Genomic DNA, 21,900 nt, shown 5'->3' with positions numbered 1-21,900 from the left:
CTTTGGCATGCACGGAAAGGAACGACGATGTCCCCTGTCTCCCGAGGTGTCTCCCCAGGTGCCTCCCCGGGTGTCCCCCCAGGGTTTCCCCGCAGAGCCCTCCTCAGAGCCGCCGCGGCGGCCGGTGCCGCCGCCCAGTTCGGCTGGGCACTCGGCAGCAAGGAGGCGCAGGCCGCGCCGAACGCCCCGGCCGCCGAGGCCCGACCCGTCACGCTCGGCTGGCTGGAGGACGGCGGGCTCGGCGCCGCCCCCGGCTCCACCGTCGGCGTGCCCTGGCCGAAGGGCGCGTACGAGAAGGACCAGGAGTTCACGCTCAGCACCGACGACGGCACCCGGGTCCCCGTCCAGACCTGGCCGCTCGCGCAATGGCCGGACGGCTCCCTGAAGTGGACCGCGCACGCCGTCGGCCCCGACGCCGGGAACGGCACGCTCACGCTGGCGGCCGGGAGCCCCGCCGCGCCCGACAAGAAGGTCACCGTCGCCACGCACGGCGGAGCCGTCACCGTCGACACCGGAGTCATCACCGCCCGCCTCGGCACGAGCGGATCCACCCTCGTCAAGAGCGTGACCCGCGGCTCCACCGAGATCGCCAAGCACGGCCGGCTCGTACTGCTGCGCCAGGGCGAGATCGAGGACGGCGACCAGGGAACCGACACGTACGAACGCTTCGAGAGCGTCATCGAAAAGACGAAGGTCGAACAGGACGGCCCGGTGCGCGCCGTCGTCCGCATCGACGGCAAACACCGCAAGGGAAGCCGCAGCTGGCTGCCGTTCTCGGTCCGCCTCTACTTCTACGCGGGCGCCGACTCCTTCCGCATGGTCCACACCCTCACCTACGACGGCACCCAGGAACCCGGCAAGACCTCCGGCGACTTCGTCCGCGGGCTCGGCGTCCGCTTCACCGTGCCGATGCGCGACGCCCCGTACGACCGGCACATCCGCATCGGCGGCGAGGACACCGGACTGCTGCGGGAAGCCGTCCAGGGCATCACCGGCCTGCGCCGCGACCCCGGCGCCGCCGTGCAGGCCGCCCAGTTCGCGGGCGAGAAACTGCCCGACCCCTCGACCTGGGACCAGCGCGTCACGACGCGACTCCGCTACATCCCCGAATGGGGCGACTACACCCTCTCCCAGCTGTCCGCCGACGGCTTCACCCTGCGCAAGCGGACCAAGAAGGGACACGGCTGGATCGCCGCGGGCGGCGGACGCCGCGCCAGCGGATTCGGGTACCTCGGCGGCCCGAGCGGCGGACTCTCCTTCGGAATCCGGGACTTCTGGGAGAAGCACCCGGCCGGCCTCGACATCCGCGCCGCGCACACCGACGAGGCCGAGGTCACCCTGTGGCTGTGGTCGCCCGAGGCCCAGCCGATGGACCTGCGCTTCTACCACGACGGCATGGGCCAGGACACGTACGCGGAACAGCTCGAAGGCCTCAACATCACCTACGAGGACTACGAGCCCGAGTTCGGCACGCCCTACGGAATCGCCCGCACCAGCGAGCTGATGTTCTGGGCCAACGAGTCGACACCGAAGCCCGAGGTCCTCGCCCAGCAGGTCGAGGCCGTCCGCGTGCTGCCCCAGCTCGCCGCACCGCCTCGGCAGCTCATCGAGGCGAAGGTCTTCGGCCCCGGCCTCTACTCCGAGCCGGACCGCTCCACACCCGCCAAGGCCAGGATCGAGGACCACCTCGACTTCCTCTTCACCTACTACAAGGACCAGGTGGAGATGCGGCGCTGGTACGGCTTCTGGGACTACGGCGACGTGATGCACTCCTACGACACCGCACGGCACCAATGGCGCTACGACGTCGGCGGCTACGCCTGGGACAACTCCGAGCTCTCGCCCGACCTCTGGCTCTGGTTCGCGTACCTGCGCAGCGGACGCGCCGACATCTTCCGCTTCGCCGAGGCCATGACCCGCCACACCGGCGAGGTCGACGTCTACCACCTCGGCACGTGGGCCGGGCTCGGCACCCGCCACGGCGTCCAGCACTACGCCGACTCCGCGAAGCAGCAGCGCATCGCCAACACCACGTACCGCCGCTACTACTACTTCCTCACCGGCGACGAACGCGTCGGCGACCTCATGCACGCCAACATCGACTCCGACGAGACCTTCCTCGTGCTCGACCCGCAGCGCAAGGTCCGCCCCGACCCCGACTACGAGCCCGACCCGCACGCCCTGTCCATCGGCTTCGGCACCGACTGGAGCGGCCTCGTCTCGGCCTGGCTCACCGAGTGGGAGCGGCGCGGACCCCAGTGGGAGAAGGCCCGGGCCAGAGTCCTGTCGACCATGGAGACCATCGCCGCACAGCCCAACGGATTCGTGCAGGGCAGCGGACTCTACGACCTCGACACCGGCAGGTTCGCGATCGCCGACGAGCCGGTCGTCGGCGTCTCGCACCTGTCGGCCGTCTTCGGCCTGAACGAGCTGTGCGCGGAACTGATCGACCTCGTCGACATGCCGGAGTTCGAGGAGGCGTACTACGACTACTGCCGCTACTTCAACGCCACCAAGGCGGAGCAGAAGGCGCGGTACGGGTCGGACTTCGGGTCCCTCATCCTCTTCCAGGGCCACTCGCGCCTCGACGCGTACGCCGCCGTGCGCACCGGCGACGACAAGCTCGCCCGGCGCGCCTGGGAGAAGTTCTACAAGAGCGACGGCTACACCGAATCCTCCCCGTGGAAGACGGAGAAGACCGACGGCCCCGTCACCCTCGTCGCCGGCGCCGAGGCGAACTGGATCTCCACCAACGACACCGCCCTCTACGGCCTCGCCGCCATCGAGAACCTGGCACTGATCGGGGACAAAATGCCCTGACGTCCACGAGAAGCGAGCGCCGCCCGGGCAGACTCGGGCCATGGACTGGAGCGCCCTGAGCCACTACCGCTTCCGCAGCGTCTGGGACCTGCCCGCACCACCGGCCACCGTGTACGCGGTCCTGGAACGGGCCGAGGAGTACCCGGCGTGGTGGCCGCAGGTCCGCTCGGTGGCGCCGCTGGACACCACCAGCGGCGTCGCCGTGTTCCGGTCCTTCCTGCCGTACGAGCTCACGGTCACGGCCCGCGAGACACACCGGGACCCGGCCGCCGGGGTCCTGGAGATCGCCATGAGCGGAGACCTCGACGGCTGGGCCCGGTGGACGGTCAGCTCACGCGGCGGCGGCACACGCGCGGTCTACGACCAGGAGGTGGAGGTGCGCAAACCCCTGATGCGCCGCTTCGCCGTCCTCGGCAGGCCCGTCTTCCGCGCCAACCACCGGTGGATGATGCGCGGCGGACGGCGCGGTCTGCTGGCCCACCTGCAACCGGTTTGAACACAGCCCGCCGCGCCCTGTATTGTTCAACCCGTTCCCGGGCGATTAGCTCAGTGGGAGAGCGCTTCGTTCACACCGAAGAGGTCACTGGTTCGAACCCAGTATCGCCCACCCGGAAATGACCGGTCCGTCGAGAGACGGGCCGGTTTTTCGTTTCTGCTTGTCGGGCCCCCAGCGGGGGAACGATCAAGCCGCCGCCGGAAGTTCCGGCCGCAGCGGCCACGCCGGGTCCACCTGCTCCGGAGTGCCGGAGCGCGCGAACCACGCCTGGAGACCGCGCGCCTGCGCCGCGTGCCAGACCGCCTGGAGCGTATGCAGCTCGGCGGGGGAGAGGCGCTCCAGGCGGGCCGCGAAACGACGGCCCACCGCGCGGACCACGTCGAGCGCCGCCTGTGCGTCCGCCGCCGCGTCGTGCGCCTCCGCCAGCTCCACCTCGTAGTGCGCACACAGATCCGTCAGCGTGCGACGGCCCTTGCGGTAGCGGTCCAGATGCTTGTCGAGGACCCGCGGATCCAGGACGCAGAGCGAGTAGCTCTCCAGATAGCGGGCCAGCGACGAAGCGCGATGACGCTTCAACTCCCGGTCCAGCATGGTCAGATCGAACGGCGCGTTCATGATCACCAGCGGCCGGCCGGTCGCCGCCTGCTCCGCCAGCTCGCGGCCTATCTCCTCCATCACCGGCGCCGGCCAGCGGCCGTTGCGCTGCAGATGCTCATCGGTCAGACCGTGGACGTCCGTCGCCCCGGGCGGCACCGGGACACCCGGGTTCACCAGCCAGCGCGTCACCCGCGGCCGCGTGCCCGGCGCGTCCTGCACCACGATCGCCGCCGACACGATGCGGTCGGTCTCCACGTCCACGCCGGTCGTCTCTGTGTCGAAGGCGGCAAGGGGGCCCTCGTACCAGCACGTCATGACAATGCAACTCCCTGTTCACGCCCGGCAGATGACGTCCCGTCGTTTTGCGTCTCCTGCCCCACCCGGTGATACCCGGGCCGTTTGCGCCCTACGCGGAGCGGTGACAACACAGATACGAGTCATGGCAGTTCAGCGGGGTGCCATTGACTCCGGCTTGATCAAATTCTTGATCTCCACGGGGATTCACCTTTCTGAAAGGCCAGTTGGACCATGGCGCTCGCGCGGCCCGAACAGGGTGGGCTGCTGCCCGGGCGGATCGCACCGTCGCGCGGCACACTCGCCACCACCGCCTGCATGGAGACACTGCAGGTGGGCTATCTGCACGCCGTGGCCGCGGCGGCCGGATGCTCGCTCTCGCAGCCCTTTCCCGACAACGGCATCGACTGGCACGTCAGCCACAGCGCCCCCGGGCACACGGTGGACGACGAGGTCACCATCAAGGTGCAGCTCAAAGCGACGTACCAGATCCCCCCGAACCCACGGGGCCCGTCCTTCTCCTTCACGCTCGACAACGCACACCTGGAGAAGCTCGCCAGAACCCCGGTCTCGGTGCACAAGATCCTCGTCGTGATGCTCGTGCCGCGCTCCCAGGACGACTGGCTGCGCGCCAGCCACGACCGGCTCGACCTGCGGCACTGCTGCTACTGGACCAATCTCGCCGGCCAGCCGGTCACCGGCCGGCGCAGGACCACCGTGCGCGTCCCGACCTCGCGGATCTTCGACGACCGCGCGCTCTGCGAGATCATGAACCGGGTCGGGACGGGCGGGCGGCCCTGACCGGTCACCGGTCACGTCGGCTGGCCCGGAAGGGAGTTACGACATGCAGCACCGGTCGAGCGGCGAGCCCCTGCGTTCCCTCGGCGCGGCCCGCGCGCACCCCGTCGACCTCCCGGGACCCGAGCCGGGACAGGTCGACCCGGCCGTCCTCGGCGCCCTGCTCGACCGGCACGGCTGGCAGCGCCGCGGGGGCGCCGCGGGACGGTACGCGCGCTGGACCCTGCCGGGCTCCGGCGCCCGGACCAGCCTGCTCGTGCCGGAGAACCGGACCTTCCCGGACAGCGAGGACCTGCTCGGCGAGGCGCTCCTGGCCCTGGAGCGCAGCGGCGCCCCGTCCGCCCGCGAGGTCCTGATCTCGCTCGCCGTGCCCAGCGACGAGATCCGGTGGTGGCGGGACGTGCCCGAAGGGCCGGGCGGCGCCTCGTCCTGGACCGCCGAGGAGCAACTGCGGTCCGCCGCGCGGCGGATGCTGCTCGCCGGGGCCCTCGCCGCCCGCGGACGCGCCGGGTACTACGGGGCCCGGCACCGTCGGCCTGCCGCCGCGGCCCTGGAGAACGTACTGGTGCAGACGGCACCCGGCGGCCGCAGGCTCACCGCGTTCGTACCGGTCGCCGCCGGACGCACCCTCGCGGTCCGGCTGCACCAGGCGCTGTACGCGGTGCGCGAGGCCATCGACTACCGGCGGGCCACCGGCGGCATGGACGCGTTCGACGGCGCCGTCGAGGCAGGCGTCAGCCACGAACTGACCGAGGCGCTGGTCGCCCTGGTGCGCGGCACCGAGGGCGCCCGGGTCGCCGTCGCCTGGGCGCCCGCCGCCGGAGTGCCCGAGGAGTGCACCGACGGGGACGCGCCCGTCGAGTTCTCACCCGGCGACCTGGACGTGCTCCGCGAGGCCGGCGCCCGCTACCTGCACGCCGAACCCGCGGTCTCCGTCCGGATCACCGGCACCGTCGAGCGGCTGCGCAGGACCGGCCCGCGCGGCGAGGGCACGGTGCGGCTGCGCGTCATCGCCGGCGCCGAGGTCCCGCACGTCCGGCTGACGCTGGACGAGGAGGCGTACCGGATAGCGGGCCACGCGCACCTGGTGGGCCTGCCGATCCGGGTGCACGGGCGGCTGGAGAGCCGGGGCGGCTTCCGGCGGCTCACCGGCGCCACCGGAGTCGTACCGGTGCAGGTGGAAGAGGCCGAGCGGGACCGCCTGATGAAGTCGCTCCAGGAGAACCTGGACTTCTTCGAAGAGGCGTGCGCGGGCGACGACTAGCCGAACTTGTGCACGTACAGGTCCCTGAGCAGGGCGATCTCCGCGCCGTGGTGGATCGTCTCGCGGTGGATGTGCAGCACGAGCGTGGCCAGCGGCTCCTTCGCGTACGGGCCCTCGGCCGGGCCGCACGGCCGCGCCAGCCCGTCCTCACCGAGCCCGCGCACCCCGGTCATCCACACCGCGTACGCCGCGTCGAGCCGGTCGAGCGCCTCGGCGGCCGTGCCCGGATACGCGTACGTCCCGTAGTCCACGGGAGGCCCGCCGAAGTGCGCGGCGCTGCGCATGCCGAGCACGCCGACCAGGATGTGCCCGATGCGCCAGGCGATCGTCGTCACCGGCGCCGGGACCGGCGGCGGATAGGCCCAGTCGATGGCGGGACGGTCCTGACCGGGGCCGGGGCGCACGGTCCAGCAGTCCGGTACGGGCTGCCAGAAGTACTCGTCGTCGGTGAGGCCGGCCAGGCGCGGGCGCAGCTGGTGCCGCCAGTGCCAGTCGAGCTGGTCGGCGAGGAGCGTGTTCCAGTCGAGTGCCATGCGCTCCACGCTAGGCCCGGCCTCGGAGGGGTGCCCGTTAACCGTTTCGCGAGCGGTCCCGGTGACTCGGTACGATCGCTTCTGCACGCGTCACAGGTAATGGCGCGGCGTTCCATCTTCAGGTAGGAGAAGACCGGTGTCTGACGTCCGTGTGATCATCCAACGCGATTCCGAGCGGGAAGAGCGCGTGGTGACGCCGGGCACTACGGCCGCCGAGCTCTTCGCCGGTGAGCGCAGCATCGTCGCGGCCCGCGTGGGCGGCGAGCTGAAGGACCTCGCGTACGCCGTGCAGGACGGCGAGGAGGTCGAGCCCGTCGAGATCTCCTCCGAGGACGGTCTCAACATCCTGCGGCACTCCACCGCGCACGTGATGGCGCAGGCCGTCCAGGAGCTGTTCCCGGACGCCAAGCTCGGCATCGGCCCGCCCATCAAGGACGGCTTCTACTACGACTTCGACGTCAAGGAGCCGTTCACCCCCGAGGACATCAAGCGCATCGAGAAGAAGATGCAGGAGATCCAGAAGCGGGGGCAGCGCTTCTCGCGCCGCGTGACCACCGACGACGACGCGCGCGTCGAGCTCGCCGACGAGCCCTACAAGCTGGAGCTCATCGGCCTCAAGGGCAACGCTGCGCAGGCCGCCGACGGCGCCGACGCCGAGGTGGGCAGCGGCGAGCTGACCATCTACGACAACCTCGACGCCAAGACCGGCGACCTGTGCTGGAAGGACCTCTGCCGCGGTCCCCACCTGCCCACCACCCGGAACATCCCGGCGTTCAAGCTGATGCGCTCCGCCGCCGCGTACTGGCGCGGCAGCGAGAAGAACCCGCAGCTCCAGCGGATCTACGGCACCGCCTGGCCGACCAAGGACGAGCTGAAGGCGTACCTCGACTTCCTCGTCGAGGCCGAGAAGCGCGACCACCGCAAGCTGGGCGCCGAGCTCGACCTGTTCTCCTTCCCGGAGGAGCTCGGCCCGGGCCTCGCGGTCTTCCACCCCAAGGGCGGCGTGATCCGCAAGGTCATGGAGGACTACTCGCGGCGCCGCCACGAGGTCTCCGGCTACGAGTTCGTGAACACCCCGCACATCTCGAAGGAGCACCTCTTCGAGATCTCGGGTCACCTGCCGCACTACGCGGACGGCATGTTCCCGCCCATCCAGTTCGACGAGCAGAACTACCGCCTCAAGGCGATGAACTGCCCGATGCACAACCTGATCTTCAAGTCCCGAGGGCGTTCCTACCGTGAACTGCCGCTGCGGCTCTTCGAGTTCGGCACCGTGTACCGGTACGAGAAGTCGGGCGTCGTGCACGGCCTGACCCGCTCGCGCGGCTTCACCCAGGACGACTCGCACATCTACTGCACCAAGGAGCAGATGCCGCAGGAGCTCGACACGCTCCTGACCTTCGTGCTCGACCTGCTGCGCGACTACGGCCTGACCGAGTTCGAGCTGGAGCTGTCCACCCGCGACGACTCCGACAAGTTCATCGGTACCGACGAGGACTGGGCCGAGGCCACCGAGGCCCTGCGCCAGGCCGCCGAGAAGCAGAACCTGCCGCTCGTGCCCGACCCGGGCGGCGCCGCCTACTACGGCCCGAAGATCTCCGTCCAGGCCAAGGACGCGATCGGCCGGTCCTGGCAGATGTCGACCCTCCAGGTCGACTTCAACCAGCCCAAGCGGTTCGGCCTGGAGTACACCGCGGCGGACGGCTCGCGCCAGCAGCCCGTCATGCTGCACCGTGCCCTGTTCGGCTCGATCGAGCGGTTCTTCGGTGTGCTGCTCGAGCACTACGCGGGCGCCTTCCCGGCCTGGCTCGCCCCGGTCCAGGCCGTCGGCATCCCGATCGGCGACGCGCACATCCCGTACCTGGAGGCGTTCGCCGAGAAGGCCCGCGCCCAGGGCCTGCGGGTCGAGGTCGACGCGTCCTCGGACCGCATGCAGAAGAAGATCCGCAACCAGCAGAAGGCCAAGGTGCCCTTCATGGTCATCGCGGGCGACGAGGACATGAACGCCGGTTCGGTGTCCTTCCGCTACCGCGACGGCTCGCAGGAGAACGGCATCCCGGTCGACGAGGCCATCGCGAAGATCGCGAAGGTCGTCGAGGAGCGGGCGCAGGTCTGACGCCGTCAGTCACCGTCGTGGCGAGAGGCCCCCGAAGAGCTTTCCGAGCTCTCCGGGGGCCTCTCCCCTTCCCGCGCGAAGACCTGCAGCAGCCACGACGAGAACGTGCCGGTCACCGCGCCGAGCAGGGCCAGCCCACAGGCCATCACGCCCACCGACACCAGCCGGCCGAGCGGGGTCACCGGCGCCAGATCGCCGTAGCCCACCGTCGACAGGGTCGTGCAGGTGAACCACACCGAGTCGCCGTACGTGACGATGTCCGCGCCCGGCGCCGCGTGCTCCTGCTGGTACAGGGCGAGCGACCCCGCGAAGCCGAGCAGCGTCACCGAGACGCCCGCGTACGTGATCACCCGGGCGTGCAGGGCGAGCCGCGGCTGGTCGTGGTGGCGCTGCACCGTCTCGTAGGCCTGCACGATCCGGACCGGACGCAGCAGGGGCAGCAGCAGGACCACGGTGTCCAGCCAGTGGGTGCGCAGGAAGCGATGCAGGCGCTGCCCGCTCAGCCGCAGGCGCACCGCGTAATCCACGAGGAACACGGCCCACGCCGCGAACGTCACCGCCAGGCACAGGTCCCGTACCGCGTTCGGCAGGCCGTGGCCGAGCACCCGGATCGCGTACGAAGCGAGGTAGAGCAGGGAGGCCACGGCGAGGACGACGCCGTTGTGCCGCTCCCAGCGGGCGAGAGGACTGTCGGTCATCCGGACAGCATCGCCCCTGCCGGGCAGGGGCGGCCCCCGCCGACACGCCCTGCCGAGGTGACGCCATATGCTGCACTTCATGACGAGTGAGCCGGAGCAGCAGATCGGTCCTGTGGGTGAGCCGGACGGATTCGGGCGTCTGTGGACCCCGCACCGCATGGCGTACATCCAGGGCGAGGGCAAGCCGACGGGCCCCGGGGCCGACGACGGCTGTCCCTTCTGCGCCGCTCCCGGCAAATCCGACGAGGACGCCCTGATCGTCGCCCGCGGCGAGCGGGTCTTCGCGATCCTCAACCTGTACCCGTACAACGGCGGGCACCTGATGGTGCTGCCCTACCGGCACGTCGCCGACTACACGGACCTCGACGAGGCGGAGACCGCCGAGCTCGCCGTGTTCACCAAGCTCGCGATGACCGCGCTGCGCTCCGCGTCCGGGGCGCACGGCTTCAACATCGGGATGAACCAGGGCGCCGTCGCGGGGGCCGGTATCGCCGCCCACCTGCACCAGCACATCGTCCCGCGCTGGGGCGGCGACACGAACTTCATGCCGGTCGTCGGCCACACGAAGGTGCTGCCGCAGCTGCTCGGGGACACGCGCACCGCGCTGGCCAAGGCCTGGCCGAGCGCCTGAGGAGCGCGCCTGACACCGGCTCCGCGGGCCCGGCGGCGTCAGGCGATCCAGTGCTGCCGCGCACCTGAGGCCGCCGCCCGGGGCCCCTCGGCCTCGGCGCGGGCCATCCGCTGCACCGCCTCGCGCAGCGTCTCCTCGGGCAGCGTGTACGGGATGCGCAGCCGGTGCTCGAACAGGCCCGGGTCCGCGGCGAAGTACGCGCCGCTCTCGATCCGTACACCGTGGGCGAGCGCGCGCTCGGCGAACTCCGACGCGACGCTCGCGCCCAGGTCGACCCAGAAGGACAGCCCGCCGGGCGGCGTCCGCCACGTCCAGTGCGGGACGTGCTGCCTCAACGCCTCGGCGAGCGCGGCGCGTTGGGCACGCAGCCGGGCGAGCCGGTCGGCCGGCGCATCGCCCTGGCGGGCCAGCAGGGAGAGCGCCAGGAGCTGGTCCACCACGGAACCGCCCATGTCGGTCGCCACCCGCTGCGCCGCCAGCTCCGTGACGAGCCGGGCGGGAGCGCGCAGCCAGCCGATGCGCAGGCCCGCCCAGTGCGTCTTGCTCATCGAACCGACCGTGACGACCTGGGCGGCCGGGCCGTGCGCGGCGAACGGCGCCGGGGGAGTGGTGTCCAGCGCGAGCTCGGCGAGGGTCTCGTCGACGATCAGCCACGTGCCGCTGCGACCGGCCGCGCCCAGGATCCCGGCCCGCTCGGCCGCCGGCATCAGAGCACCGGTCGGATTGTGGAAGTCCGGGATCAGATAGGCGAGCCGGGGCACCGAGCGGCGCAGCGTCGACTCCATGATCCCGAGGTCCCAGCCGCTGTCGTCCGTCACCGGTACGGACACGGGGCGCAGCCGGGCGCGGCGCATCGCCTCCAGGGCGTTCGGGTACGACGGGTTCTCGACCATGATCCGGTCGCCCGGGCCGGCGAGCAGGCCCAGGACCAGACTGAGCGCGTGCTGCGCACCGGCGGTCACCAGGATCTGCTCGGGCGTCGTGGCCAGGCCGCGGGCCGTGAACCGGGCCGCGAGCGCCGACCGCAACTCCGGGAGCCCGTACGGGTGGTAGCCCGGGCCGTCCGCGTGCCCGGCCAGCCGCGGCGTGACCTCGGCGAGGGCGTCGGCGAGCGTCCGGCCGGGCAGCGTCGGCGCGGCCCTGGCCAGGTCGATCGCGGCGTCCTGCGGCGCGAGCAGCCGGCTGACGCCCTTCGCGGCGCGGCCCTGCGGCAGGGACGTCCAGGTGCCGGAGCCCCGGCGGCTGTGCGCGAACCCGTTCTCGCGCAGCAGGTCGTACAGCGCCGTGACGGTCGTCCGGCTGACGCCGAGCGCGCCGGCCAGCTCCCGCTCGGCGGGCAGCCGGAGGTGCAGGGCGAGCCGTCCGTCGAGGATCAACTCGCCGATGGCGTGCGCGAGATGACGGTAGGCGGGACGCGCCCGCGCGGGATCGGGGAGCAGCGCGGCGAGCTGCCGGGCACCCACGGTGCGGGGCGTCCCCGCGCGCCGGCCGTCGGCGATCTCCACAAAACCACTCTCCCGCAATTGGCCGTGTGATCCGGGCCGGTCAATCTACAGAGTGACGGGATTGGCCTTGAAAGTGCCCCGGTGCGGGGCGCCCGTCCCCGGAGTCACCCCATGCCGCTCACGTACGTCCCGCTGCGCGAACACCCCGCGCGCCGCCTGCCCCAGCTTTTCGTGGGCCTGGCCCTGTACGGGATCAGCCTCGCCCTGATGGTCCGGTCGGGCCTGGGCCTCAGCCCGTGGAGCGTCCTCAACGAAGGCCTGGCCCGGCACACCTCACTCAGCTTCGGTACTCTCACGACGCTGGTCGGCGCGGCCGTCCTGCTGCTGTGGATCCCGCTGCGGCAGCGCCCGACCCTCGGCACGTACGCCAACATCCTCACCGTCGGCTGGTCCTCTGACCTCGGCCTGTGGCTGCTCCCCGACCATCCCGCGCCGCCGGTCCGCGGCGCCCTGCTCGCCACCGGCATCCTGCTCAACGGGCTCTCCGTCGCCGTCTACGTCGGCGCCCGCTGCGGCCCCGGTCCCCGCGACGGACTGATGACCGCACTCACGGCCGCCACGGGCCGCTCCCTGCGTCTCGTGCGCACCGCCATCGAGATCGTGGTCCTGGCGGCGGGCTGGCTGCTGGGCGGATCCGTGGGCCCCGGCACGGTCCTGTACGCGGTGACGGTGGGGGCCGTCACCCAGTACTGCCTGCCGTGGTGCGCGTACCGGGCGGACCGGGACCCCGCGCCCGCGCCTACGCGTCGTACACGTCGGCCTTCCGCGGCGCCGGATCCTGGACCAGGCCGCTGAGCACGCCCGAGCGGTTGCCGAACTTCTCCGTGTCCACGCCGTGGTCCTCCAGCACGCCGATGGCCGCGGCGTGCACCACCCGCAGCACCGGGGTCGCGGTGCGCAGCGCGTCGTCCGCCATGAAGCGGTGCCGCCAGGGCTGGTCCGCCCAGACGTGACGCAGACCGAACGGCTCGGGCAGCACGAGCTTGCCGCCCAGGTGGTCGAGGAGCGGCGGGTACCAGGTGAAGGGAGCGCGGACCGCGATACGGACGACCTCGTCCGCGTCGATGAGCGGGAGCGTCTTCTCCGTGGTCTCCCAGAACCGTACGGACTTGGCGATCTCCACGGTCTTCGGCTCCGGCTTCGACGTGAACAGCGAATTGACCGGACCGAGCGCGTGCCCCGTCACCTCGATGCGCAGCGTCTCGTGCAGCACGGTCACCGTGATCAGCATCGTGATGACCAACTGGCCGTCCCAGAGCGTGAACTGGACCCCCAGGTAGTGGCGGTCACCGCTGCCGAACTGCTGCTCGTTGCAGATCCGCTGTATCTCGTGCTGCTTGATCTGGAACGCGTCGACGTCCTCGCCCGAGGGGCGGGCCACCTGCTTCGCGTTCTCCCCGATCGGCGTGACGATCCAGTGCTTCATCGTCGGGGTCGGGAACCCGCCCGTGTGCAGCGGCCCCCGCTCGATGAGCCGCAGCTGGTCGTGGATCGCACGGATGACGTCCCAGCTGCGGAAGGGGTGGATCTCCTTGTCCTTCTCGCCCGACACCAGGTCCTCGGCGAGCTGCCAGCTGCCCCAGCGGGTGCCCATGCCGAGGATGCCCTTGGGGCCCGCGTAGAAGACCGTGTTCGACTGCTGCTCCGCCGAGAGCTTGGCCAGGCTCTGGCGCAGCTGCTCGGCCGCGGTCTCGCCCGGGCTGCCGGGCACCGCCTCCGGGATCTTCGCGCCGATGCCGCCGCCGGAGAGCAGCCCGTCCCACCGGTCGCGCAGGTCCTGAGCGCTGTGCTCGCAGATCCGCCGGGCCAGGAACCCGCCGATGAGCGGGGCCACGAACGAGGCCCGCAGATACCAGGCCCAGAAGCCGTCGAACGGCAGCTTGACGAGCAGGATCACGATGGCGACGCCGACCGCGGCCATCGCCGCCGTCGCCAGCGCGGCCCGGCTGCGCGCCTTGCGCTCGGCCTTCTTCGCCGCGCTCTGCACCTCGGTCGGCTTGCCGGCGGACTCCTGGACCACCTTCTCCGCCAGCGCCACCCTGTTGTTGTTCGTGCGGCGGATCTGGAAAGCGGCCAGCCACAGCAGGAATCCGGGCAGGAACAGGAAGCCGAACACCACGGTCACCAGCGTCAGCCGCCTGTCCCGCTCGCGCCGGATCCGGTTGGCGGCCAGACAGTGCTCGACGATGACCTGGGGCTCCGTACCGAACGACTGGATGAGCGGCTTGCGCCCGCCGCCCAGCATCCGCACCTGCACCGCGCGCGAGAACGCCTCACCCAGATTCGGCGCGAACAGGGACCATCGCCCCTTCTTCACCTCGGACTTGTGCCACTCGTTGTTGGCGTCCTCGATCTTCACCGCCGGGTCGTCGCGGTAGGCGGCCGACGCGATGGCGAAGGTCGCCGCCGTCTGTCCCGCGGACCCCTGGAGCGGGACCTGCGCGCCAGGCCTGAAATCGAATGCGTCGTCCGCCACTGCCGCCCCCATCACCGCACATCGTCGCTGCTGCGGCTTTTCCCGACTTCCCTGCCCCGCACACCTGTTGATCAGTTGATCGTCCTGATCCGGCTGATCGTCGACCAGCGTAACGGCCACCGCCGACATCCGCTCCGACAAGCGGGATGTCGGCGGTGGCCGTTACGCCTCCCTTGTGAACCCTTCTCAACTACGCGGTGTCCTGGGCCTGTTCACGGATCCTCTCGCTCAGCTGCGCCGGCATCGGCTCGTGCCGCGCGTAACTGCGGTCGAACCGCGCCGTCCCGTGCGACAGCGACCGCAGATCCACCGCGTACCGCCCGATCTCGATCTCCGGCACCTCGGCCCGTACGAGGGTGCGCCCGCCCTGCGTCTGTTCGGTCCCGACGACGCGGCCGCGGCGCCCGGACAGATCGCTCATGACAGCGCCCACGTAGTCGTCGCCGACCAGCACCTGCACCTCGGCCACCGGCTCCAGGAGATGGATCCGGGCGTCGGCCGCCGCCTCCCGCAGCGCCAGCGCGCCGGCCGTCTGGAACGCCGCGTCGGACGAATCCACCGAGTGCGCCTTGCCGTCGAGCAGCGTCACCCGGACGTCGATGAGCGGGTACCCGGCCGCGACCCCCCGCGCCGCCTGCGCCCGTACGCCCTTCTCGACGGACGGGATGAACTGCCGCGGCACCGCGCCGCCGACGACCTTGTCCACGAACTCGATACCGGATCCGCCGGGCAGCGGCTCCACCTCGATCTCGCAGATCGCGTACTGCCCGTGCCCGCCGGACTGCTTCACGTGCCGGCCCCGCCCCGCCGACCGGCCCGCGAACGTCTCGCGCAGCGACACCCGGTGCGCGATGACGTCGACCTGCACCCCGTACCGGCTGCGCAGCCGCTCCAGGGCCACGTCCGCGTGCGCCTCGCCCAGACACCACAGGACCACCTGATGGGTGTCCTGGTTCTGCTCGAGCCGCATCGTCGGGTCCTCCGCGACGAGCCGGGACAGGCCCTGCGACAACTTGTCCTCGTCGGCCTTGCTGTGCGCCTGGATCGCGAGCGGCAACAGCGGATCCGGCATGTCCCACGGCGCCATCAGGAGGGGGTCGTCCTTCGCCGAGAGGGTGTCGCCGGTCTCCGCCCGGTTCAGCTTCGCCACGCAGGCCAGATCGCCGGCGATGCAGTGCGTGAGGGTGCGCTGCTGTTTGCCGAACGGCGCCGACAGGGCACCGATCCGCTCGTCCGCCTCGTGCAGGGCGCGGTCCCCGCGCGCCCGGTCCGCCAGCCCGTGCCCGGACACGTGCACCGTCTCGTCCGGCCGCAGCGTGCCCGAGAAGACCCGTACGAGGGAGACCCGTCCCACGTAGGGGTCGGACGCGGTCTTCACGACCTCCGCCACCAGCGGGCCGTCCGGATCGCAGGCCCGGAGCGGCCGCGCCTCGCCGCCGGGCGTGCTCACCGCAGGCGCCTCGCGCTCCAGGGGCGTCGGGAAACCGCCCGTGATCAGATCGAGGAGCTCGACCGTGCCGATGCCCTGCCGGGCGCCCTCCGCCGCCGGAGCCGCCGCGAGGACCGGGTGGAAGACGCCGCGGGCGACGGCCCGCTCCAGGTCCTCGACCAGCGTCTTGAAGTCGATGTCCTCGCCGCCCAGATAGCGGTCCATGAGGGTCTCGTCCTCGCTCTCCGCGATGATGCCCTCGATGAGCCGGTTGCGGGCCTCCTCGATCTGCGGCAGCTGGTCCTCGCCGGGGCCCGACTCCTTGCGTTCGCCCGACGCGTAGTCGAACAGGCGCTGCGAGAGCAGCCCGACCAGTCCGGTCACCGGCGCGTGCCCGTCCGGCGCCTGCGGCCCGTGCAGCGGCAGGTACAGGGGGAGTACGGCATCGGGGTCGTCGCCGCCGAAGACCCGCGCGCAGGCCCGGGTCATCTCCTCGAAGTCGGCCCGCGCCGCCTCCAGGTGCGTGATGACGATCGCCCGCGGCATGCCGACGGCCGCGCACTCCTCCCACACCATCCGTGTCGCGCCGGAGGTGGTCTGGGGCCCCTCCGCCGCCGAGACGACGAAAAGGGCCGCGTCCGCGGCGCGCAGACCGGCCCTCAGCTCCCCGACGAAATCCGCGTAGCCGGGGGTGTCCAGCAGATTGATCTTGTATCCGCCCCATTCCACCGGGACGAGCGAGAGCTGGACCGAGCGCTGTTGCCGGTGCTCGATCTCGTCGTAGTCGGAGACGCTGGTGCCGTCCTCGACCCGGCCCGCCCGGTTCAGTGCCCCCGCGGTCAGCGCGAGGGCCTCCACCAGAGTCGTCTTGCCCGATCCGCTGTGGCCGACCAGCACCACATTCCGTACGGACGCGGGATGGTCGGCCGCTGCTGCCCTGCCGGCGGCTCCGGGGTGTCCGTTCGCCTTGTCGCCCATGTCCTTGCCTCCCGGTTCGCTTCCACGGTGAGGTGGCCCTTGCTGGGACGCCGTAGATACGGCAAGCGGACACGCGAACCCGCGTGTTGGGAGGCGGCTTCGGCGACGCCCGCGGTGCCATCGAGCTTTCCACTCGGGTCACGGTGCGTCCATACGTCGTACGCGATCGCACGCGCGCGTGGTGGCCCGGCGGCCGTTCCCGTGCGTGCGTGGCTACGATGGGCCAGCCGGTGGCCAGAGGGGCCGCGCGGCACCGACCCTCGGGAAGGCCATGCTGAACAAGTACGCGCGTGCATTCTTCACGCGTGTCCTCACACCGTTCGCCTCGTTCTTGATCCGCCGCGGGGTCAGCCCCGACGCGGTCACGCTCCTCGGCACCGCCGGAGTCGTGGCGGGCGCGCTGGTCTTCTATCCGCGCGGGGAGTTCTTCTGGGGCACGGTCGTCATCACGCTGTTCGTCTTCTCGGACCTCGTGGACGGCAACATGGCGCGCCAGCTCGGCCGCTCCAGCCGCTGGGGCGCGTTCCTCGACTCCACGCTCGACCGGGTCGCGGACAGCGCCATCTTCGGCGGTCTGGCCCTCTGGTACGCGGGCTCCGGGAACGACAACGTCCTGTGCGCGGTGGCGATCTTCTGCCTCGCCAGCGGCCAGGTGGTCTCCTACACGAAGGCACGGGGCGAATCGATCGGCCTGCCCGTCGCGGTCAACGGCCTCGTGGAACGCGCCGAGCGCCTCGTCATCTCGCTGGTCGCGGCCGGCTTCGCGGGTCTGCACAAGTTCGGCGTGCCCGGCATCCAGTACCTGCTCCCTGTTGCGCTGTGGATCGTCGCCGTGGGCAGCCTCGTCACGCTGATCCAGCGCGTGGTGACCGTGCGCCGCGAGTCCGCCGAGGCCGACGCGGCGGCCGCCGCCCAGGAGGAGACCGCCTCGTGAGCGGCCTTCAGGAACGGGTGACCGACGCGCTGTACGGACTCGGCTGGGGCACGGTGAAGAAGCTCCCGGAGCCGGTCGCGGCGCGCCTGGGCAGGACCATCGCCGACGCCGCGTGGAAGAAGCGCGGCAAGGGCGTGCTCCGCCTGGAGGCGAATCTGGCCCGGGTGGTCCCCGACGCGACGCCCCAGAAGCTCGCCGAGCTCTCCCGGGCCGGCATGCGCTCCTACCTGCGCTACTGGATGGAGTCCTTCCGGCTCCCCGCCTGGAGCAGGGAGCGCATCAAGGAAGGCTTCTCGCCCAAGGACCTCCACCACCTCACCGACGGCCTGGACTCCGGCAAGGGCGTCATTCTCGCCCTGCCCCACATGGGCAACTACGACCTCGCGGGCGCCTGGGTCACCACCAAGCTGGAGACCCCGTTCACGACCGTCGCCGAGCGCCTCAAGCCGGAGACCCTGTACGACCGTTTCGTGGCGTACCGCGAGGGACTCGGCATGGAGGTGCTGCCGCACACCGGCGGCGCCGCCTTCGGGACGCTGGCCCGGCGGCTGCGCGCGGGCGGCCTCGTCTGCCTGGTCGCCGACCGCGACCTGTCGTCCTCGGGCGTCGAGGTGAAGTTCTTCGGCGAGACGACGCGGATGCCCGCGGGACCCGCGATGCTCGCCCAGCAGACCGGCGCGCTGCTGCTGCCGGTGACCCTCTGGTACGACTCCTCGCCGATCATGCGCGGCCGCGTCCACCCGCCCATCGAGGTACCGGAGACAGGTACGCGGGCCGAGAAGACGTCTGTCATGGCACAGGCGCTGGCCGATGCCTTCGCCACAGGGATCGCGGACCACCCGGAGGACTGGCACATGCTGCAGCGCTTGTGGCTCGCCGACCTGGACGACTTCGAGGAGCGGCCGGCGTGAGGATCGGAATCGTCTGCCCCTACTCCTGGGACGTGCCGGGCGGCGTCCAGTTCCACATCCGCGATCTGGCGGAGCACCTCATCGCCCTGGGTCACGAGGTCTCCGTCCTCGCCCCGGCGGACGACGAGACCCCGCTGCCGCCCTACGTCGTCTCGGCGGGCCGCGCGGTCCCCGTGCCGTACAACGGCTCGGTCGCACGCCTCAACTTCGGCTTCCTGAGCGCCGCGCGCGTACGCCGCTGGCTGAACGACGGCACCTTCGACGTCGTCCACATCCACGAACCGGCGTCGCCCTCGCTCGGACTGCTGACGTGCTGGGCGGCCCAGGGGCCCATCGTCGCGACCTTCCACACCTCCAACCCCCGCTCGCGCGCCATGATCGCCGCGTACCCGATCCTGCAGCCCGCGCTGGAGAAGATCAGCGCGCGCATCGCGGTGAGCGAGTACGCGCGCCGTACGCTCGTGGAACACCTGGGCGGCGACGCGGTCGTCATCCCGAACGGCGTCGACGTCGACTTCTTCGCGCGGGCCGAGCCCCACCCCGAGTGGCAGGGCGACACCATCGGGTTCATCGGACGCATCGACGAGCCCCGCAAGGGCCTCCCGGTGCTGATGAAGGCGTTGCCGAAGATCCTCGCGGAGCGGCCGCAGACGCGGCTGCTGGTGGCCGGACGCGGCGACGAGGAGGAAGCGGTCGCGTCGCTGCCGAAGGAGATGCGCGAGCGCGTCGAGTTCCTCGGCATGGTCAGCGACGAGGACAAGGCACGTCTGCTGCGCAGCGTCGACGTGTACGTCGCCCCGAACACCGGCGGCGAGAGCTTCGGGATCATCCTCGTCGAGGCGATGTCGGCGGGCGCCCCGGTGCTCGCCTCCGACCTGGACGCCTTCGCCCAGGTCCTCGACCAGGGCACGGCCGGCGAGCTCTTCACGAACGAGGACGCCGACGCGCTCGCCGGCGCGGCGCTGCGGCTGCTCACCGACCCCGAGCGACGCGCCGAACTGCGCGAACGCGGCAGCAAGCACGTCCGCCGCTTCGACTGGGCGACCGTCGGGGCCGACATCCTCTCGGTCTACGAGACGGTGGCGCAGGGCGCGGCCGCGGTGGCGGCGGACGAACGGACGGGACTGCGGGCACGGTTCGGCCTGGCCAGGGACTGAGCGGACGCACGGGGGCGCACGGGGCCGGGGTCCGCCACCGGTAGCCTTGCCGCCCGTGACCGTCACCCTGATCTGGATCGCCGTAGCCCTCTTCGCGATCGGCCTCTACCTGAGCTGGACCGCGGGGCGCCTCGACCGGCTGCACGCCCGCATCGACGCGGCCCGCGCCGCCCTCGACGCGCAGCTCCTGCGCCGCGCCTCCGTCGCCCAGGAACTGGCCACGTCCGGTGTCCTCGACCCGGCCGCGTCGATCGTCCTCTACGAGGCCGCGCACGCCGCCCGACAGGCCGAGGAGGACCATCGCGAGGTCGCCGAGAGCGAGCTCAGCCAGGCGCTCAGAGCGGTCTTCGGCGAGGCCGGGCAGGTCGAGGCCGTCCGGGAGGCCCTCGGCGGCGAGGAGGCCGCGGAGGAACTGGCCCAGGCCGTGCGCCGGGTCCCCATGGCCCGCCGCTTCCACAACGACGCCGTCCGCGCCGCCCGCGCCCTGCGCCGCCACCGCAAGGTCCGCTGGTTCCGGCTCGCCGGGCACGCCCCGTTCCCGATGGCCTTCGAGATGGACGACGAGCCGCCGGTGGCCCTGGCCGACCGCGCCGCCGCATAGGGCGCACGCCGCCGACCCGGGACGCGAGCCAAAAGGAGCCACCGGCTACCCATTGGCCCTTGTAGTGGCCTGGTCCACAGGGGTTACCTCGGTGCTGCAACAAGCCTTCTTCACCGAGTGAGGTCACCCGTGTCCACCAGCACCCAGTCCGACGCCACCCCCGCCACCGGTACCGCCCGCGTCAAGCGCGGCATGGCCGAGCAGCTCAAGGGCGGCGTGATCATGGACGTCGTCACCCCCGAGCAGGCGAAGATCGCCGAGGACGCGGGCGCCGTCGCCGTCATGGCCCTGGAGCGGGTCCCGGCCGACATCCGCAAGGACGGCGGCGTGGCCCGCATGTCCGACCCGGACATGATCGAGGGCATCATCGGCGCCGTCTCCATCCCGGTGATGGCCAAGTCCCGCATCGGCCACTTCGTCGAGGCCCAGGTCCTGCAGTCCCTCGGCGTCGACTACATCGACGAGTCCGAGGTGCTGACCCCGGCCGACGAGATCAACCACAGCGACAAGTTCGCCTTCACCACGCCGTTCGTCTGCGGCGCCACGAACCTGGGCGAGGCCCTGCGCCGCATCGCCGAGGGCGCGGCCATGATCCGCTCCAAGGGCGAGGCCGGCACCGGCAACGTCGTCGAGGCCGTCCGCCACCTGCGCCAGATCAAGAACGAGATCGCCAAGCTGCGCGGCTTCGACAACAACGAGCTGTACGCCGCCGCCAAGGAGCTGCGCGCCCCGTACGAGCTGGTCAAGGAGGTCTCCGAGCTGGGCAAGCTGCCGGTGGTCCTCTTCTCCGCCGGTGGCGTCGCCACGCCCGCGGACGCCGCGCTCATGCGCCAGCTCGGCGCGGAGGGCGTCTTCGTCGGCTCCGGCATCTTCAAGTCGGGCGACCCGGCCAAGCGCGCCGCCGCCATCGTGAAGGCGACCACCTTCTACGACGACCCCAAGATCATCGCGGACGCGTCCCGCAACCTCGGCGAGGCCATGGTCGGCATCAACTGCGACACCCTGCCCGAGGCCGAGCGCTACGCGAACCGGGGCTGGTAAGCCCGTATGAACGCCACCCCCGTCATCGGCGTCCTGGCCCTCCAGGGCGACGTACGGGAGCACCTCATCGCCCTGGCCACGGCCGACGCCGTGGCCAGGCCGGTGCGGCGCCCCGAAGAGCTGGCCGAGGTCGACGGCCTGATCATCCCCGGCGGCGAGTCGACCACCATCTCCAAACTGGCCGAGCTGTTCGGCCTGATGGAGCCGCTCCGCGCGCGCGTGCGCGCCGGTCTGCCCGTATACGGGACCTGCGCCGGAATGATCATGCTCGCCGACAAGATCCTCGACCCGCGCTCGGGCCAGGAGACCATCGGCGGCATCGACATGATCGTGCGCCGCAACGCGTTCGGGCGACAGAACGAGTCCTTCGAAGCGGCGGTCGACGTACAGGGCGTCGAGGGCGATCCTGTAGAGGGCGTCTTCATCCGCGCCCCGTGGGTGGAGTCCGTGGGCGGCGCCGTCGAGGTGCTCGCGGAGCACGAGGGGCACATCGTCGCCGTGCGCCAGGGCAGTGCCCTCGCGACGTCCTTCCACCCCGAGCTCACGGGTGACCACCGGATCCACGCCTTGTTCGTGGACATGGTGCGGGCGAAGGACGCTTCGGGTTCCTTGTAGGATCTG

19 protein-coding genes and 1 tRNA gene are annotated in these 21,900 nt (G+C 71.5%); 14 read left to right on the top strand and 6 right to left on the bottom strand.

Annotated elements, in window-relative coordinates; translation table 11 throughout:
• Positions 1-27 precede the first annotated feature (27 nt).
• From ACVHNB_RS27175 to ACVHNB_RS27165, 3 genes are all read left to right on the top strand, one after another.
• On the top strand, positions 28-2,820 hold the full coding sequence (locus ACVHNB_RS27175) for an exo-rhamnogalacturonan lyase family protein (protein WP_428955922.1): 2,793 nt from the start codon (positions 28-30) through the stop codon (positions 2,818-2,820).
• 40 nt (positions 2,821-2,860) lie between these two features.
• Positions 2,861-3,316, top strand: a complete 456-nt coding sequence (locus ACVHNB_RS27170) for an SRPBCC family protein (protein ID WP_456226119.1) — start codon at positions 2,861-2,863, stop codon at positions 3,314-3,316.
• A 39-nt stretch (positions 3,317-3,355) separates the two neighbouring features.
• A tRNA-Val gene (locus ACVHNB_RS27165) sits at positions 3,356-3,427 on the top strand.
• Between the two features lie 75 nt (positions 3,428-3,502).
• Here the strand turns inward: ACVHNB_RS27165 and ACVHNB_RS27160 are convergent.
• Positions 3,503-4,228 (bottom strand): 3'-5' exonuclease, encoded by a 726-nt coding sequence (locus ACVHNB_RS27160; protein ID WP_428955924.1) that lies wholly within the window; start codon positions 4,226-4,228, stop codon positions 3,503-3,505.
• A 213-nt stretch (positions 4,229-4,441) separates the two neighbouring features.
• Here ACVHNB_RS27160 and ACVHNB_RS27155 point away from each other — a divergent pair, with 213 nt between their 5' ends.
• Positions 4,442-5,008 (top strand): DUF4365 domain-containing protein, encoded by a 567-nt coding sequence (locus ACVHNB_RS27155; RefSeq protein WP_428955925.1) that lies wholly within the window; start codon positions 4,442-4,444, stop codon positions 5,006-5,008.
• A gap of 43 nt (positions 5,009-5,051) precedes the next feature.
• Positions 5,052-6,269, top strand: a complete 1,218-nt coding sequence (locus ACVHNB_RS27150) for a hypothetical protein (protein WP_428955926.1) — start codon at positions 5,052-5,054, stop codon at positions 6,267-6,269.
• Here ACVHNB_RS27150 and ACVHNB_RS27145 read toward each other — a convergent pair.
• Positions 6,266-6,802 carry a DinB family protein gene (locus ACVHNB_RS27145; protein WP_456226118.1) on the bottom strand — a complete coding sequence of 179 codons (537 nt, stop codon included), beginning with the start codon at positions 6,800-6,802 and terminating at the stop codon, positions 6,266-6,268. The genes ACVHNB_RS27150 and ACVHNB_RS27145 overlap by 4 nt on opposite strands.
• Before the next feature lie 136 nt (positions 6,803-6,938).
• Between ACVHNB_RS27145 and thrS the strand changes: the two genes are divergently transcribed.
• Positions 6,939-8,918: a threonine--tRNA ligase gene (gene thrS, locus ACVHNB_RS27140; RefSeq protein WP_428955928.1), complete on the top strand. Its 1,980-nt coding sequence runs from the start codon at positions 6,939-6,941 to the stop codon at positions 8,916-8,918.
• 5 nt (positions 8,919-8,923) lie between these two features.
• On the opposite strand, the gene ACVHNB_RS27135 is transcribed toward thrS, so the two are convergent.
• Complete coding sequence (locus tag ACVHNB_RS27135; RefSeq protein WP_456226117.1) at positions 8,924-9,616, bottom strand: potassium channel family protein; 693 nt, start codon at positions 9,614-9,616, stop codon at positions 8,924-8,926.
• A gap of 67 nt (positions 9,617-9,683) precedes the next feature.
• On the opposite strand from ACVHNB_RS27135, the gene ACVHNB_RS27130 reads away from it, so the two are divergent.
• Positions 9,684-10,247 carry an HIT family protein gene (locus ACVHNB_RS27130; RefSeq protein WP_428955930.1) on the top strand — a complete coding sequence of 188 codons (564 nt, stop codon included), beginning with the start codon at positions 9,684-9,686 and terminating at the stop codon, positions 10,245-10,247.
• Between the two features lie 38 nt (positions 10,248-10,285).
• On the opposite strand, the gene yczR is transcribed toward ACVHNB_RS27130, so the two are convergent.
• Positions 10,286-11,752: a MocR-like transcription factor YczR gene (gene yczR, locus ACVHNB_RS27125; protein ID WP_456226116.1), complete on the bottom strand. Its 1,467-nt coding sequence runs from the start codon at positions 11,750-11,752 to the stop codon at positions 10,286-10,288.
• A gap of 111 nt (positions 11,753-11,863) precedes the next feature.
• Between yczR and yczE the strand changes: the two genes are divergently transcribed.
• Positions 11,864-12,547, top strand: a complete 684-nt coding sequence (gene yczE / locus ACVHNB_RS27120; protein WP_456226115.1) for a membrane protein YczE — start codon at positions 11,864-11,866, stop codon at positions 12,545-12,547.
• Here yczE and ACVHNB_RS27115 read toward each other — a convergent pair.
• Both ACVHNB_RS27115 and ACVHNB_RS27110 read right to left on the bottom strand, forming a co-directional pair.
• Positions 12,492-14,240, bottom strand: coding sequence for a hypothetical protein (locus ACVHNB_RS27115; RefSeq protein ID WP_428955933.1), 1,749 nt, complete (start codon positions 14,238-14,240; stop codon positions 12,492-12,494). The two genes, yczE and ACVHNB_RS27115, sit on opposite strands and share 56 nt — an antisense overlap.
• Before the next feature lie 178 nt (positions 14,241-14,418).
• Positions 14,419-16,635 (bottom strand): elongation factor G-like protein EF-G2, encoded by a 2,217-nt coding sequence (locus ACVHNB_RS27110; RefSeq protein ID WP_428955934.1) that lies wholly within the window; start codon positions 16,633-16,635, stop codon positions 14,419-14,421.
• Between the two features lie 271 nt (positions 16,636-16,906).
• Between ACVHNB_RS27110 and pgsA the strand changes: the two genes are divergently transcribed.
• The 6 genes from pgsA (at position 16,907) to pdxT (ending at position 21,894) form a co-directional block, all read left to right on the top strand.
• Complete coding sequence (gene pgsA, locus ACVHNB_RS27105; RefSeq protein WP_428955935.1) at positions 16,907-17,569, top strand: phosphatidylinositol phosphate synthase; 663 nt, start codon at positions 16,907-16,909, stop codon at positions 17,567-17,569.
• Positions 17,566-18,480 (top strand): phosphatidylinositol mannoside acyltransferase, encoded by a 915-nt coding sequence (locus ACVHNB_RS27100; protein ID WP_456226114.1) that lies wholly within the window; start codon positions 17,566-17,568, stop codon positions 18,478-18,480. The genes pgsA and ACVHNB_RS27100 overlap by 4 nt, the downstream gene beginning before the upstream one ends.
• Positions 18,477-19,637, top strand: coding sequence for a glycosyltransferase family 4 protein (locus ACVHNB_RS27095; RefSeq protein ID WP_456226113.1), 1,161 nt, complete (start codon positions 18,477-18,479; stop codon positions 19,635-19,637). Before ACVHNB_RS27100 ends, ACVHNB_RS27095 begins: the two co-directional genes overlap by 4 nt.
• Positions 19,638-19,692: 55 nt before the next feature.
• Positions 19,693-20,238 carry a hypothetical protein gene (locus ACVHNB_RS27090; RefSeq protein WP_428955938.1) on the top strand — a complete coding sequence of 182 codons (546 nt, stop codon included), beginning with the start codon at positions 19,693-19,695 and terminating at the stop codon, positions 20,236-20,238.
• Positions 20,239-20,430: 192 nt separating this feature from the next.
• Positions 20,431-21,279: a pyridoxal 5'-phosphate synthase lyase subunit PdxS gene (gene pdxS, locus ACVHNB_RS27085; protein WP_456228955.1), complete on the top strand. Its 849-nt coding sequence runs from the start codon at positions 20,431-20,433 to the stop codon at positions 21,277-21,279.
• A gap of 6 nt (positions 21,280-21,285) precedes the next feature.
• Complete coding sequence (gene pdxT, locus ACVHNB_RS27080) at positions 21,286-21,894, top strand: pyridoxal 5'-phosphate synthase glutaminase subunit PdxT (RefSeq protein ID WP_428955940.1); 609 nt, start codon at positions 21,286-21,288, stop codon at positions 21,892-21,894.
• Positions 21,895-21,900 lie beyond the last annotated feature (6 nt).

It is taken from the genome of Streptomyces sp. YJ-C3 (genome assembly GCF_053891275.1).
This window is presented reverse-complemented; position numbering and strand designations above follow the sequence as displayed.

What these genes read in the sequence shown, in the direction of transcription:
- ACVHNB_RS27175 (WP_428955922.1), top strand. Translation starts at nt 28, where the DNA reads ATGTCCCCTGTCTCCCGAGGTGTCTCCCCAGGTGCCTCCCCGGGTGTC.
- ACVHNB_RS27170 (WP_456226119.1), top strand. Translation starts at nt 2,861, where the DNA reads ATGGACTGGAGCGCCCTGAGCCACTACCGCTTCCGCAGCGTCTGGGAC.
- ACVHNB_RS27160 (WP_428955924.1), bottom strand. Translation starts at nt 4,228, where the DNA reads ATGACGTGCTGGTACGAGGGCCCCCTTGCCGCCTTCGACACAGAGACG.
- ACVHNB_RS27155 (WP_428955925.1), top strand. Translation starts at nt 4,442, where the DNA reads ATGGCGCTCGCGCGGCCCGAACAGGGTGGGCTGCTGCCCGGGCGGATC.
- ACVHNB_RS27150 (WP_428955926.1), top strand. Translation starts at nt 5,052, where the DNA reads ATGCAGCACCGGTCGAGCGGCGAGCCCCTGCGTTCCCTCGGCGCGGCC.
- ACVHNB_RS27145 (WP_456226118.1), bottom strand. Translation starts at nt 6,802, where the DNA reads ATGGCACTCGACTGGAACACGCTCCTCGCCGACCAGCTCGACTGGCAC.
- ACVHNB_RS27135 (WP_456226117.1), bottom strand. Translation starts at nt 9,616, where the DNA reads ATGACCGACAGTCCTCTCGCCCGCTGGGAGCGGCACAACGGCGTCGTC.
- ACVHNB_RS27130 (WP_428955930.1), top strand. Translation starts at nt 9,684, where the DNA reads ATGCTGCACTTCATGACGAGTGAGCCGGAGCAGCAGATCGGTCCTGTG.
- yczE (WP_456226115.1), top strand. Translation starts at nt 11,864, where the DNA reads ATGCCGCTCACGTACGTCCCGCTGCGCGAACACCCCGCGCGCCGCCTG.
- ACVHNB_RS27115 (WP_428955933.1), bottom strand. Translation starts at nt 14,240, where the DNA reads ATGGGGGCGGCAGTGGCGGACGACGCATTCGATTTCAGGCCTGGCGCG.
- ACVHNB_RS27110 (WP_428955934.1), bottom strand. Translation starts at nt 16,635, where the DNA reads ATGGGCGACAAGGCGAACGGACACCCCGGAGCCGCCGGCAGGGCAGCA.
- pgsA (WP_428955935.1), top strand. Translation starts at nt 16,907, where the DNA reads ATGCTGAACAAGTACGCGCGTGCATTCTTCACGCGTGTCCTCACACCG.
- pdxS (WP_456228955.1), top strand. Translation starts at nt 20,431, where the DNA reads ATGGCCGAGCAGCTCAAGGGCGGCGTGATCATGGACGTCGTCACCCCC.
- pdxT (WP_428955940.1), top strand. Translation starts at nt 21,286, where the DNA reads ATGAACGCCACCCCCGTCATCGGCGTCCTGGCCCTCCAGGGCGACGTA.